The organism is Massilia glaciei, from assembly GCF_003011895.2.
Lineage (GTDB): Bacteria > Pseudomonadota > Gammaproteobacteria > Burkholderiales > Burkholderiaceae_D > Telluria_A > Telluria_A glaciei.
On record NZ_PXWF02000139.1, the window covers coordinates 21,210 to 34,740 of the forward strand.

Annotated in this window: 15 protein-coding genes; 12 read left to right on the top strand and 3 right to left on the bottom strand. The window is 65.3% G+C overall.

Annotated elements, in window-relative coordinates:
- The first annotated feature begins 50 nt into the window (after window positions 1–50).
- Together C7C56_RS09940 and hrcA are read left to right on the top strand one after the other, a co-directional pair.
- A complete protein-coding gene (locus C7C56_RS09940; RefSeq protein WP_106757308.1) occupies window positions 51–782 on the top strand; it encodes an HAD family hydrolase in 732 nt (243 codons plus the stop codon).
- 134 nt (window positions 783–916) lie between these two features.
- Window positions 917–1,933, top strand: a complete 1,017-nt coding sequence (gene hrcA / locus C7C56_RS09945) for a heat-inducible transcriptional repressor HrcA (protein ID WP_106757271.1) — start codon at window positions 917–919, stop codon at window positions 1,931–1,933.
- 55 nt (window positions 1,934–1,988) lie between these two features.
- Here the strand turns inward: hrcA and fur are convergent, their stop codons facing one another.
- Complete coding sequence (gene fur / locus C7C56_RS09950) at window positions 1,989–2,417, bottom strand: ferric iron uptake transcriptional regulator (RefSeq protein WP_106757272.1); 429 nt, start codon at window positions 2,415–2,417, stop codon at window positions 1,989–1,991.
- Between the two features lie 91 nt (window positions 2,418–2,508).
- Between fur and C7C56_RS09955 the strand changes: the two genes are divergently transcribed.
- From C7C56_RS09955 to C7C56_RS09965, 3 genes are all read left to right on the top strand, one after another.
- A complete protein-coding gene (locus C7C56_RS09955) occupies window positions 2,509–3,054 on the top strand; it encodes an outer membrane protein assembly factor BamE (RefSeq protein ID WP_106757273.1) in 546 nt (181 codons plus the stop codon).
- 95 nt (window positions 3,055–3,149) lie between these two features.
- A complete protein-coding gene (gene dapB, locus C7C56_RS09960) occupies window positions 3,150–3,959 on the top strand; it encodes a 4-hydroxy-tetrahydrodipicolinate reductase (protein WP_106757274.1) in 810 nt (269 codons plus the stop codon).
- Window positions 3,960–4,066: 107 nt separating this feature from the next.
- Window positions 4,067–4,393, top strand: a complete 327-nt coding sequence (locus C7C56_RS09965) for a barstar family protein (RefSeq protein WP_106757275.1) — start codon at window positions 4,067–4,069, stop codon at window positions 4,391–4,393.
- 88 nt (window positions 4,394–4,481) lie between these two features.
- On the opposite strand, the gene C7C56_RS09970 is transcribed toward C7C56_RS09965, so the two are convergent.
- Window positions 4,482–4,847 (bottom strand): VOC family protein, encoded by a 366-nt coding sequence (locus tag C7C56_RS09970; RefSeq protein WP_106757276.1) that lies wholly within the window; start codon window positions 4,845–4,847, stop codon window positions 4,482–4,484.
- Window positions 4,848–4,904: 57 nt separating this feature from the next.
- Window positions 4,905–5,426: a DUF1640 domain-containing protein gene (locus C7C56_RS09975; protein WP_106757277.1), complete on the bottom strand. Its 522-nt coding sequence runs from the start codon at window positions 5,424–5,426 to the stop codon at window positions 4,905–4,907.
- Between the two features lie 97 nt (window positions 5,427–5,523).
- Between C7C56_RS09975 and leuS the strand changes: the two genes are divergently transcribed.
- The 7 genes from leuS to C7C56_RS10010 all read left to right on the top strand — a co-directional run bounded on the left by leuS (window position 5,524) and on the right by C7C56_RS10010 (window position 13,530).
- The gene (leuS, locus tag C7C56_RS09980) at window positions 5,524–8,166 is read left to right on the top strand and encodes a leucine--tRNA ligase (protein WP_106757278.1); all 2,643 of its coding nucleotides are present in this window, start codon (window positions 5,524–5,526) and stop codon (window positions 8,164–8,166) included.
- A gap of 8 nt (window positions 8,167–8,174) precedes the next feature.
- On the top strand, window positions 8,175–8,687 hold the full coding sequence (locus C7C56_RS09985) for an LPS-assembly lipoprotein LptE (RefSeq protein ID WP_229458545.1): 513 nt from the start codon (window positions 8,175–8,177) through the stop codon (window positions 8,685–8,687).
- Window positions 8,688–8,696: 9 nt separating this feature from the next.
- Window positions 8,697–9,716, top strand: a complete 1,020-nt coding sequence (gene holA / locus C7C56_RS09990) for a DNA polymerase III subunit delta (RefSeq protein ID WP_106757279.1) — start codon at window positions 8,697–8,699, stop codon at window positions 9,714–9,716.
- Window positions 9,717–9,730: 14 nt separating this feature from the next.
- Window positions 9,731–10,993 (top strand): glutamate-5-semialdehyde dehydrogenase, encoded by a 1,263-nt coding sequence (locus C7C56_RS09995; RefSeq protein WP_106757280.1) that lies wholly within the window; start codon window positions 9,731–9,733, stop codon window positions 10,991–10,993.
- 33 nt (window positions 10,994–11,026) lie between these two features.
- The gene (locus C7C56_RS10000; RefSeq protein ID WP_106757281.1) at window positions 11,027–11,437 is read left to right on the top strand and encodes a CopD family protein; all 411 of its coding nucleotides are present in this window, start codon (window positions 11,027–11,029) and stop codon (window positions 11,435–11,437) included.
- A 10-nt stretch (window positions 11,438–11,447) separates the two neighbouring features.
- Window positions 11,448–12,053: a 2-hydroxychromene-2-carboxylate isomerase gene (locus tag C7C56_RS10005; protein ID WP_106757282.1), complete on the top strand. Its 606-nt coding sequence runs from the start codon at window positions 11,448–11,450 to the stop codon at window positions 12,051–12,053.
- 274 nt (window positions 12,054–12,327) lie between these two features.
- Complete coding sequence (locus tag C7C56_RS10010; RefSeq protein WP_441295170.1) at window positions 12,328–13,530, top strand: THUMP domain-containing class I SAM-dependent RNA methyltransferase; 1,203 nt, start codon at window positions 12,328–12,330, stop codon at window positions 13,528–13,530.
- The last annotated feature ends 1 nt before the right edge of the window (window position 13,531 follow it).

Here is a 13,531-nt window from a genome sequence, read left to right on the forward strand (position 1 = left end):
GCCCCGTCCTCGCTATGCTGGTCACCCGTCCCACCACCGCGCCAGCGACCATGACCCCGCCTCCCGCCTACGCCCGCCCGAAAGCCATCCTGTTCGACCTCGACGACACCTTGTGGCCGATCGGGCCCGTCATCGCGCGCGCCGAGCAGTCGCTGCACGACTGGCTGGGCCTGCACGCGCCGCGCGTGGCGCGGGCGTTTTCGATCGACGCGCTGCGCCAGGCAAGGCTGGCCATGCTCGCGCGCGAGCCCGGCTACGGGCTCGACCTCGGCGCCCTGCGCCGGGCCGGCCTGCATGCGGCCTTCGCCGAGGCCGGCGAGGACGGCGCCAAGGTCGAGCATGCGATGTCGCATTTTTTCGCAGCGCGCAACGCCGTTGCGCTGTACGAGGATGTGTTGCCGGCGCTGCGGGCGATGGGGCGGCGCCACCTGCTCGGTTCGGTCACGAACGGCAACGCCGACCTGCACGCGATCGGCCTGGCGCACCATTTCGGGGTGTCGGTCGCGGCCAGCGAGTTCGGCCGCGCCAAGCCGGACCCGGCCATCTTCCACGCCGCCTGCGCCGGGCTCGGCGTAACGCCCGCCGAGGCCGTCTACGTCGGCGACGATTTGTTGCTCGATGTGCAAGGCGCCCAGCGCGCGGGCCTGCGCGCCGTCTGGCTCAACCGCAACGGCGGCGCCGCCCATCCCGGGCACGGGGTGCTGCCCGACGCCATCTGCGGCGACTTCCATCAACTGCTGGCGTGGCTCGAGCTAGACGGCGCCGGCGTTCGGAAGCCCTGAAGGGCCGGCATTTGCCGCTGCCGTGCCAAGCAACTGCACAGCGCCTCCCCGAACGTGCATAATGGGATCCTTGCCGGCGCACTTCGGGATCCTTGCCGCCGGCCTGACTTGCAACCGTCCCCACTGAATAAACCATGCAACTCGATACCCGCGCACAAACATTGCTAAAGGCCCTGGTCGAGCGTTACATCGCCGACGGCCAGCCGGTCGGCTCGCGCGCGCTCTCGAAGATCTCCGGGCTCGAGCTGTCGCCGGCGACCGTCCGCAACATCATGGCCGACCTCGAGGAAATGGGCTACGTGGCCAGCCCGCACACCTCGGCCGGCCGGGTCCCGACCCCGCGCGGCTACCGCATCTTCGTCGACACCCTGCTCACGGTGCAGCACATCGACGAGCAATCGGTCGAGGGCCGCATGCGCCTGCAGTCGCAGCAGCCGCAAAAAATGATCGCCAACGCGGCCCAGATGCTGTCGTCGCTGTCGCAGTTCGCCGGCGTGGTGCTCAGCCCGCGGCGCGAATCGGTGTTCCAGCAGATCGACTTCCTGCGCCTGTCCGAGCGCCGCATCCTGCTCGTGATCGTCGACCCGCGCGGCGACGTGCAGAACCGGCTGCTGCTCACCGATGTCGACTACACGCCGTCGCAACTGGTGCAGTCGGCCAACTACATCAACCAGAACTACGGCGGGCTCTCGTTCGACGACGTGCGCGTGCGCCTGACGGGCGAGTTGCGCCAACTGCGCGACGACATGGGGCGCCTGATGCAGGCGGCCGTCGAGGCCGGCAGCGAGGCGATGGCCGACAGCTCCGACGACATGGTCATCTCGGGCGAGCGCAACCTGCTCAGCGTGTCCGACCTGTCGTCGAACATGTCCTCGCTGCGCCAGTTGTTCGACATGTTCGAGCAAAAGACGGGGCTGATGCAATTGCTCGACGTCTCGAGCAAGGCGACCGGCGTGCAGATTTTCATCGGCGGCGAGTCGAACCTGGTGCCGATGGACGAGATGAGCGTGGTCACCGCGCCCTACGAGGTCAACGGGAAGATCGTCGGCACGCTGGGGGTGATAGGGCCGACCCGCATGGCCTACGAGCGCGTGATCCCGATCGTCGACATCACGGCCAAGCTGCTCTCGAACGCGCTGAGCCACACCTGAGAGCGCGCCCGCGCCGCCCGCCGGGCGGATGCGGCCCGGCGGGCGGCGGACGCGGTCAGGCCCGGTGCGGGCAGGCCGGCTTGATGCAATTGCCGTAGATGGCAAGCGCGTGGTCGGCGATGTTGAAGCCGCGCTCGTCGGCGATCTTGTGCTGGCGCGATTCGATCTGCTCGTCGTAGAACTCCTCGACCCGGCCGCAATCGAGGCACACGAGGTGGTCGTGGTGCGAGCCGGCGTTGAGTTCGAAGATCGCCTTGCCGGTCTCGAAATGGTTGCGGTGTAGCAAGCCCGCCTGCTCGAACTGGGTCAACACGCGGTACACGGTGGCCAATCCGACATCCATGTTTTCGGTCAGCAGGATCTTGTAGACGTCTTCGGCCGTCAGATGCCGGACCTCGCTGTTCTGGAAGATTTCGAGGATTTTCAGGCGGGGCAGCGTGGCTTTCAGGCCGCTTGCCTTGAGGTCGCTTGGGTTGTTACTCATGTTTGTTACTCGTATATTGGCGTAGTGCTTTATCATATAGCGTTTTAAGCGGAAGCGCCTAGCCTTCCGTCCAACGATTTCGGGGTCACCTATGCGCGTCAATCTTGTTTTCTTGCACCGTTTTAATGTCCGGGCACCCTTGCTCGCGGGCCTGGCATGCGCCGCGCTGACCCTGTCGGGTTGCGCCTCGTGGAGCACGGACAAGCAGGCGGCCCAGGCCGGTGAGGGCACGCAGACCGTGGCGGCGACCAAGCTTGAAAAATTCCTGTGGATCTTCACGCCCTACCGTCCCGACATCCAGCAGGGCAACTTCATCTCCAAGGAGATGCTCGAACAGCTCAAGGTCGGCCAGACGCGCGAGCAGGTCCAGTTCATCCTGGGCACCCCCCTGTTGACCGACATCTTCCACGCGGACCGCTGGGACTTTCCTTTCCGCCTGCAGCGCGGCAACGGCGAGCTCACGACGAGCCTGGTGACGGTCCACTTCAAGGGCGACGTGCTCGAGAATATCGAGGGCGGCAACTTGCCGACCGAGCGCGAGTACATCGACCGCATCGCCGGCAAGACCGTGGTGGCCGCCAAGGAAAAGCCGAAGAAGGAAGAAGCCGGCTCGGCCAGCATCAAGATCAACAAGTAAAGCGCAGCAGGCGGCGCGCGGCAGACGGCGCCGCACTGGCTCGGTGGGGCGCCGGTCGCCCCGCCGCCGATCAAACCCCCGTTCGGATGTTGACAATGAACCAATTAAGTATTGCAGTGGCGGGCGCCAGCGGGCGCATGGGCAGGATCTTGGTCGAAGCGATCGCCGAGGCGCCCGACACGGTGCTCGCCGGCGCGCTCGACGTCGCCGGCTCGCCCGGCGTGGGCACCGATGCGGGGGCGTTTTCGGGCCAGCCGACGGGCGTGACGATCGCCTCCAAGCTGGCCGACGGCCTTGCGACGGCGCGCTTTTTGATCGACTTCACGCGCCCCGAAGGCACCCTCAGGCACCTGGCCTATTGCGCCGAGCACGGCATCAAGATGATCATCGGCACCACCGGATTCGACGAGGCCGGCAAGGCCGCGATCCGCGCGGCGGCCGAAAAAACCGCGATCATGTTCGCCCCCAACATGAGCGTGGGCGTGAATGTGACGCTCAAGCTGCTCGAACTGGCAGCCAAAAGCTTATCGGAAGGGTATGACATCGAAATCGTCGAGGCGCACCACCGCCACAAGGTCGACGCGCCGTCGGGCACCGCGCTGCAAATGGGGGAGGTCATCGCCGACGCCCTGGGGCGCGACCTCAAGCAATGCGCCATCTACGGGCGCGAGGGCGTCACCGGCGCGCGCGACCCGTCGACCATCGGTTTCGCCACCATCCGCGGCGGCGACATCGTGGGCGACCACACCGTCCTGTTCGCTGGCATAGGCGAGCGCATCGAGATCAGCCACAAGTCGAGCAGCCGCGCCACGTACGCGCAAGGCGCCCTGCGCGCGGCGCGCTTTTTGGCCGACAAGCCCAGCGGCCTGTACGACATGCAGGACGTGCTCGCGCTCAGAGGATGACAGCCTCTTAAGCGCTAACGACAGCCTCCCAGGCGGCGCGCCGGCTGGCCGGTCCAAGGGTTCAACCAGGTTCGCCCGTTCGGGCGGACCGCCACCGGAGAATGAGTATGGCCAGCGCAGAACTTAACGGTGCCGCGATCGTCGATTGGGACACCTTCCACGCCGAAAGCCGCAAGGCCTTCGGTTTCCCCGAGTTCTACGGCAACACCATGGACGCCTGGGTCGATTGCCTCAGCTACCTGCGCGACGAGGACGGCATGACGCGCTTCCGCCTGTTCGCCAACGAGGTGCTGCAAATCGTCATCAAGGACGCCGCCGTGCTGCGCGAGCGCGCCCCCGATCTGCTCGAGGAGATCACCTTTTGCGTCGCCGGCATCAACGAGCGCTACGAGGACTACGGCGAAAAGCCGGCCCTCAAGCTGGTGCTGCAGTAGGCCGGTTGCGGAAAGCAGGCAGTTTCAGCAAACCGGCGGTTGCGGCAAGCAGGCAGTTTCAGCAACCCGGCGGTTGCAGCAAGCCGTATCAGATGACGGCGCGCGGGTCGAAGTGCGGGTTGTAGATCAGCCCGAGCAGATTGCCGAACGGGTCGAGCAGCTCGACCACCTTGATCGACTCGCCCACCTCCTGGATCGCGGTGTGCACCTGCGCGCCGAGCGCGACGATGCGGGCCGTCTCCGCCTCGATGTCGTCGACGCCCCAGTAGGCGATGCTGCCGTGGGTGCCCGGGGTGCCGTCCGGCACCAGACCGAGTTCGAAGCCGCCGATCTCGAAGCCCACGTAAAACGGCTGGTCGAAGTAGGGCGCGCGCCCGAACACTTCGGTGAACCAGGTTTTTGCCATGGCCAGGTCGGGTACCGGGTAGACCGTGGTGCGCAATCCATTGATCATGTTTGTCTCCAGTGTGATGAAACAGGCATGATGCCATCGCCGGCGGCCGTTTAGTGGTCAGGGAAACAAAATTTTCACAAGGACTGCGGCATTGAATGCGACCAGCGTGGCCGTCATCCATCTGTGAAGCTTGGCGTCGCTGCGGATTCCGGCGATGTCGGCATGCACCGTTGCTTCCAGGCGTTCGAAGCGCGCGTCGAGTTTGTCGATTCGGGCGTCGAGCTTGTCGATTCGGGCGTCGAGTTGGTCGATTCGGGCATCCAGCTTTTCTATTCGGGCGTCCAATCTGCTCTCGAGTTTATCTATTCGGGCATTGATCACTATTTCGATATGCTCGCTTCGCGCCTTGTGCAATGCCTCCGCATTTTCGAGGCGGCTGTCCAACCTGTCGAGCCTGAGGTTGATCTTATCCACATGGCCATTGAATTCGCTTCGGAGGCGGTCGAACCCCGGTAGGAAAAATCCGGGCGATTCAAGCACATATGCCAGCGCTTTTGCATGCGCTTCCGCTTGGGTCGAAGGTACACCGGCCGCCTCCAGCGTGGATGCGTACTGCCGAGGATCGAATTGGTTTGTCATAGAAATTAGACAATCCCGCAACGGCATCGTTCACAGCCCAAGCTGCCCCAAACCAGTATAATGTTCGGTTCAACTTCTCTTTTGGCAGCAGAACATCATGCAAGAAAAATATAGTCCCGCCGACGTCGAACAAGCCGCCCAAGCCCACTGGAAGGCCATCGACGCCTACAAGGCCGTTGAAAACGACCCGCGTTTCCCAAAAGGCAAGTACTACGCCTGCTCGATGCTGCCCTACCCCTCGGGCAAGCTGCACATGGGCCACGTGCGCAACTATACGATCAACGACGTGATGTACCGCTACCTGCGCATGAGCGGCTACAACGTGCTCATGCCGATGGGCTGGGACGCGTTCGGCATGCCGGCCGAGAACGCGGCGATGCAAAACAATGTGCCGCCGGCGCAATGGACCTACTCCAACATCGCCCACATGCGCGAGCAGATGGAATCGATGGGCCTGGCCATCGACTGGTCGCGCGAGATGACCGCCTGCAAGCCCGAATACTACAAATGGAACCAGTGGATGTTCCTCAAGATGCTCGAAAAGGGCATCATCTACAAAAAAACCGGCACCGTGAACTGGGACCCGGTCGACCAGACCGTGCTGGCCAACGAGCAGGTCGTCGACGGCCGCGGCTGGCGTTCGGGCGCGCTGATCGAAAAGCGCGAGATCCCGATGTACTACGCGCGCATCACCGACTACGCCGACGAGCTGCTCGACTACGTCGACAACAAGCTGCCGGGCTGGCCCGAGCGCGTGCGCGTGATGCAGGCGAACTGGATCGGCAAATCGGTCGGCGTGCGCTTCGCCTTCCCGCACACCATCGCCGACGCCAAGGGTGAGCCGATCAACGACGGCAAGCTGTTCGTCTTTACCACCCGCGCCGACACCATCATGGGCGTGACCTTCTGCGCCGTCGCGCCCGAGCACGCGCTGGCCGCGCATGCGGCGCAAACCAACCCCGCGCTGGCCGCCTTCATCGCCGAGTGCAAACTGGGCAGCGTGATCGAAGCCGACATGGCGACCATGGAAAAGAAGGGCATGCCGACCGGCCTGTTCGTCACCCATCCGGTCAGCGGCGCGCAGGTCGAGGTCTGGATCGGCAATTACGTGCTGATCACCTACGGCGACGGCGCCGTCATGGGCGTGCCCGCGCACGACGAGCGCGATTTCGCGTTCGCCAAAAAATACAATCTGCCGATCAGGCAGGTCGTCGCCGTAGAAGGCAAGGAGTTCTCGACCGCGGCCTGGCAGGAATGGTACGGCGACAAGGAGCGCGGCGTCTGCGTCAACTCCGACAAATACGATGGGCTCGACCACATCGCCGCCGTCAACGCGATCGCCGGCGACCTGGCCGCGCAAAACCTGGGCGACAAAAAAGTCACGTTCCGCCTGCGCGACTGGGGCATCTCGCGCCAGCGCTACTGGGGCACGCCGATCCCGATGATCCATTGCGCCGACTGCGGCGTGGTGCCGGTGCCCGAGAAGGACCTGCCGGTGGTGCTGCCCGAAGACTGCGTGCCGGACGGCAGCGGCAACCCGCTCAACAAACACGAGGCCTTCCTCAAGTGCGACTGCCCGGTGTGCGGCAAGCCGGCGCGCCGCGAGACCGACACCATGGACACCTTCGTCGATTCGTCGTGGTACTACATGCGCTACACCTCGCCGGGCGCGGGCGAGTCGATGGTCGACGCGCGCAACGACTACTGGATGCCGATGGACCAGTACATCGGCGGCATCGAACACGCCGTCATGCACCTGCTGTACGCGCGCTTCTGGACCAAGATCATGCGCGACTTCGGGCTGGTCAAGTTCGACGAGCCGTTCGTCAACCTGCTCACCCAGGGCATGGTGCTCAACGAGACCTACTACCGCGAGGACGCGGCCGGCAAAAAAACCTGGTTCAACCCGGCCGACGTCGACCTCACGCTCGACGACAAGGGCCGCCCGCAAGGCGCCGTGGCCAAGTCCGACCAGGCGCCGGTCCACATCGGCGGCACCGAGAAGATGTCGAAGTCGAAAAACAACGGCATCGATCCGGCCGCCCAGATCGGCCAGTACGGCGCCGACACCGCGCGCCTGTTCACGATGTTCGCCTCGCCGCCCGAGCAGACGCTCGAGTGGTCCGACACCGGCGTCGAGGGCGCGAGCCGCTTCCTGCGCCGCGTGTGGGCGTTCGCCTACGCGCAGTCGCCGAGCGTGGCCGCCGCGCTGGCCCGGCCGTCCGCCGACGCCGGCAGCGAGGCCCACAAGACGCTGCGCCGCGAACTGCACAAGATACTGCAGCAGGCCGACTACGACCTCAAACGCATCCAGTACAACACCGTGGTCTCGGCCTGCATGAAGATGCTCAACATGATGGAGTCGGCCAAGCTCGGGGACGGCGCCGCCACAGACGCGCTGATGGCCGAAGGGCTGTCGATCTTCCTGCGCGTGCTCAACCCGGTCGCGCCGCACATCACCCACGTGCTGTGGGAGGAGCTCGGCTTCGCCGGCGCGCACGGCGACCTCCTCAACGCGCCGTGGCCGCAGGTCGACCCGGCCGCGCTCGAGCAGGCCGAGATCGAGATGATGATCCAGGTGAACGGCAAGCTGCGCGGCTCGATCAAGGTCGCCAAGGACGCCGACAAGGCATCCATCGAAGCGCAGGCGCTGGCCTGCGAGGCGGTGCAGAAGTACCTCGAGACGCCGCCGAAAAAGGTGATCGTCGTTCCCGGCAAATTAATCAGCATAGTGGTGTGAGGCAGGCGATGACAACGATCCGTTCGACCATGCTGCGCGCCTTCGCCCTGCTGCTGCTGGCGGCGATGGTGTCGGGCTGCGGCTTCAAGCTGCGCGGCTCCGACGGCCAGTTCAACATGCCGTTCAAGAGCATCGCGCTCGGCTTCGCCCTGACTTCGCCGCTGGGCACCGAACTGAAGCGCAACCTGCGCGCGGTCGGCACCGAGGTGGTCGACGATCCGGCCAAGGCCGAGGCCTTGTTCGAGGTGCTCGGCGAGACGCGCGGCAAATCGATCCTCTCGCTCAACGCCCAGGGCCGGGTGCGCGAATATCTGCTGACCTACACGCTGGTGTTCCGCGTGCGCGACCGCAGCGGCGCCGAGCTGCTGCCGCCGACCGACATCAGCCTCAAACGCAGCATCACCTTCAACGAGCGCCAGGTGCTGGCCAACGAATCCGAAGAGGCGCTGCTGTACCGCGACATGCAGACCGACCTGGTGCAGCAGATCCTGCGGCGCCTGGCCGCGATCAAACCCGTTTGAGAGCGCGCGATGCAACTGCGCCCTGACGCCCTCGAAGCGCACCTCGGCAGGTCGCTCGCGCAGCTGTACGTGATCACCAGCGACGAGCACCTGCTGGCGCTCGAGGCGGCCGACAAGATCCGGCGCGCGGCCCGCGCCAACGGCTACTCCGAGCGCGACGTGCTCACGGTTGAACGCAGCTTCAAGTGGGGCGAACTGCTCGCGGCCAACCAGGCGCTGTCGCTGTTCGGCGACAAAAAACTGATCGAGCTGCGCATCCCGACCGGCAAGCCGGGCAAGGACGGCGGCGCCGCGCTGCAAAGCTACACCAAGGACCTCAGCCCCGACAACCTGACCCTGATCACGCTGCCCAAGCTCGACTGGCAGACCGCCAAGGCGGCCTGGGTCTCGAGCCTGCAGCAGGCGGCGGTCTACATCGAGATCCCCACCATCGAGCGCGCGCAGCTGCCCGCCTGGATCGGCAACCGGCTCGCCGCGCAGGGGCAGGGCGCCGACCGCCAGGGGCTCGACTTCATCGCCGACCGGGTCGAGGGCAACCTGCTGGCGGCGCACCAGGAGATCCAGAAACTGGGGCTGCTGCACGAGCCGGGCAAGCTGAGCTTCGAGCAGATCCACGACGCCGTGCTCAACGTGGCGCGCTACGACGTGTTCAAGCTGAGCGAGGCGATGCTGGTGGGCGACGTGGCGCGCCTGGTGCGCATGCTCGAAGGGCTCAAAGGCGAGGGCGAGGCGCTGCCGCTGGTGCTGTGGGCCGTGGCCGAGGAGATCCGCACCCTGCTCAAGCTCAAGTCGCAGATGGCGCAGGGGCGCCCGCTCGGCATGCTGCTCAAGGAATACCGCATCTGGGGCCCGCGCGAACGCATGATGGAACCGGCGCTGCGGCGCATCTCGCTGCCGGTGCTCGAGGCGGCGCTGCGCGACGCGGCCCAGGTCGACAAGATGATCAAGGGCCTGCGGGCCAGGGCGTTCGCGGGCGACGCCTGGGACGCGATGCTGCAACTGGCGCTCAAAGTGGCGCGCAACAACTGAACTGACGGGTGAACATGGATATCAACGAGTACATGCAACAGCTGGGCCAACAGGCGCGCGCCGCCTCGCGCGCGATGGCGCGCGCCGACAGCGCCACGCGCAACCGCGCCCTGCTCTTGATCGCCGACGCCATCGTGCGCGACGGCGCGCTGCTGCGCGCGGCCAACCAGCTCGACCTCGACGCGGCGCGCGCGGCCGGACTGGCCAGCGCCATGCTCGACCGCCTGACGCTGTCGGACGCGGCGATCGACACCATGGTCGAAGGGCTGCGCCAGGTGGTGGCATTGGCCGACCCGATCGGCGAGATCTCCAACATGAAGTTCCGCCCGAGCGGGATCCAGGTCGGCCAGATGCGGGTGCCGCTGGGCGTGATCGGCATAATCTACGAGGCGCGCCCCAACGTGACGGTAGACGCGGCCGCGCTGTGCATCAAGAGCGGCAACGCCACCATTTTGCGCGGCGGCTCCGAGGCGATCAACTGCAACCGGGTGCTGGCCAAAATCGTGGCCGAGGGCCTGTCCGGTGCCGGCCTGCCGGCGCACGGGGTGCAGGTCGTCGACACCATCGACCGCGCCGCGGTGGGCGCGCTGATCACCATGCCGCAGTACGTCGACGTGATCGTGCCGCGCGGCGGCAAGGGCCTGATCGCGCGCCTGATGGCCGAGGCGACCGTGCCGATGATCAAACACCTCGACGGCATCTGCCACGTCTTCATCGACGCCAAGGCCGATCTGGCCAAGGCGCTGCCGATCGCCTTCAACGCCAAGTGCCACCGCTACGGCACCTGCAACACGATGGAGACGCTACTGGTCGCGCGCGCGATCGCGCCGCGGGTGCTGCCCGAATTGGCCGAGCTGTATTCGACCAAAGAGGTCGAGCTGCGCGCCGACCCGGAGGCGTTTGGGCTGCTGGCCGGCTACCCGCACCTGGTGGCAGCCACCGAGGAGGACTGGAGCACCGAATACCTGGCGCCGGTGCTGTCGATCAAGGTCGTCGGCGACCTCGACGAGGCGATCGGGCACATCAACCAGTATTCGTCGAAGCACACCGACGCCATCGTGACCGAGGACTACAGCGACGCGCTGCGTTTTTTGCGCGAGGTCGATTCGGCCTCGGTCATGGTCAACGCCTCGACCCGCTTCGCGGACGGCTTCGAGTACGGGCTGGGCGCCGAGATCGGCATCTCGAACGACAAGCTGCACGCGCGCGGCCCGGTCGGGCTCGAGGGGCTGACCTCGCTCAAGTACGTCGTCTTCGGCCACGGCGAAATCCGCTGAGGCCGCGCACCAATTTTCACCGAAAAGGCATCCATGCTGTGGCTTAAAGCGTTTCACATAGTATTCATCGCGTCCTGGTTCGCTGGCCTGTTCTACCTGCCGCGCATCTTCGTCAACCTGGCGCTCGAGACCGAGACGGTGGCCACGGCGCGCCTGCTGCTGATGGCGCGCAAGCTGTACCGCTTCACCACGCTGCTGGCGGTGCCGGCGCTGGTGACCGGGTTGTGGCTGTGGCTCGGATACGGCATTGGCGGCAAATGGATGCACGCGAAACTAACGCTGGTGATTTTGGTGATCGGCTACCACCACGCATGCGGCTCGCTGCTCAAAAAATTTGAGAATGGCGTCAACAAGCGCGCGCACACCTGGTACCGCTATTTCAACGAAGTGCCGGTGCTGCTGTTGGTGGCGATCGTGATCCTGGTGGTGGTCAAACCTTTTTAAAGGAGCCGGCATGAGCAAGACGATCGATTATTTTTTCTCACCGAGCTCGCCCTGGGCCTACCTGGGGCACGCGCGGCTGGTGGAGATGGCGAAGCGGCACGGCGCGCACATCGAACCGAAGCCGATCGCCCTGGGCAGGGTGCTCAGCGTCTCGGGCGGGCTGCCGCTGTCGGAGCGCGCGCCGCAGCGCCAGGCGTACCGGCTGCGGGAGATGGCGCGCTGGGCGCAGTTTCTGGCGATCCCGCTCAACGTGCAGCCCAAGTTTTTCCCGGTGCCGCCCGACGCGGCGGCGCGCCTGATCATCGCCACGCGCACCAGCCTCGGGGTGGGCGCCTCGCTGGAGCTGGCGGGCGCGCTGATGCAGGCGATGTGGGCCGACGAGCGCAACATCGCGGACGCGGACGCGCTGGCGCAGATCGCGACGGGGGCGGGTTTCGACGGGCGGATGCTGGTCAAGTCGTCGGAGACGGCGGGGGTGCAGGAGCAGTACGAACGCAACACCGAGGCGGCGATGGCGGCCAACGTTTTCGGCGCGCCGTGGTACGTGGTCGACGGCGAGCCGTTCTGGGGCCAGGACCGGCTCGACTTCGTGGAGCGGGCGCTGGCCCAGAAATAACGCAGCTGTTTTACGCAAAATTTCACAATCGGGGTCTGACCCCACTTATGAAACAATTTCTTCAGTTTAAAACCGGGGTCAGACCCCAGTTGTGGAATTCTTTGTTGGCGACCCTCGCCCGCATAGACAAAGTGAATTTTGGATAGGCAATATTTCGTAAGTGGGGTCAGACCCCGATTATGAAATACTTTACTTTTTCGTAAGTGGGGTCTGACCCCAGTTAAGAAATTTTGTGTCGTAGTGTTGAAGATTTTTAACGGATAAAGGGTACACCATGGCATCATATTTCTGTCCTTGCCCGCGCGGCATGGAAGCGGCTTTGGCCGAAGAGCTCGGCGAGATCGCCCTGCAAAGCACCACCATGAAGGTCCACAACCAGGTGCCCGGCGGGGTCCACTGCTCGGGCCACCTGACCGACGCCTACCGCATCAACCTGCATTCGCGCATCGCCTCGCGCGTGCTCATGCGCATGGCCCACGCCAGCTACAAGAACGAGAACGACATCTACGACCTGACCCTGGCCCAGCCCTGGGAGGACTGGTTCGGCGTCGACCATACGATCCGGGTCGATGTCACCGCCGTCAAGTCGCCCTTGCGCAGCCTCGAGTTCACCACCCTTAAGATCAAGGACGCGATCTGCGACCGCTTCCGCGACCAGTTCGACAAGCGCCCCTCGGTCAACACGCGCGAACCCGACATGCGCATCGTCGGCTTCCTCGACTCGCACAACTTCACGGTCTACCTCGACACCTCGGGCGAGGCCCTGTTCAAGCGCGGCTGGCGCGAGGAGACCGGCGACGCCCCCCTGCGCGAGAACCTCGCCGCCGGCATGCTGCGCGTGGCCGGCTGGAAGCCCGGCACCGTGCTGTTCGACCCGATGTGCGGCTCGGGCACGATCCTGATCGAGGCGGCGCAAATGGTGCAGGGCATCCCGCCCGGCGCCACCCGCGCCTTCGCCTTCGAAAAATTCAACGACTTCACGCCGGCCCCCTGGCGCGAGCTCAAGGCGGCGATCAAGCCGAATCCGCTGCCGGCCGAGCCGACCATCTTCGGCAGCGACATCTCCGGCGACATGGTCGCCATGACGCGCCATAACCTGAGAATCGCCGGCATCAGCTTCGAGGTCCCGCTCAAGCAGATCGAGGCGCAGGAGGTCAAGCCGCCGACCGAGCAGCCCGGCATTTTGCTGACCAACCCGCCGTACGGCGAGCGCATCGGCGTGCGCGGCGACAGCACCATCGCCGCCGACGAGATGTCGGTGGTCTTCTACGCCTCGCTCGGCACCACACTCAAGCAGCGCTTCGCCGGCTGGACCGTGTTCCTGTTCACGGCCGACCTGAGCCTGCCCAAGCTGCTGCGCCTGAAGGAGGCGCGCAAGACCCCGTTCTTCAACGGCGCCCTCGAGTGCCGCCTGTTCAGGTTCGACATGGTGGCCGGCTACAACCGGCGCGAAGAAGCCAAGCCGAAACCACAATAAG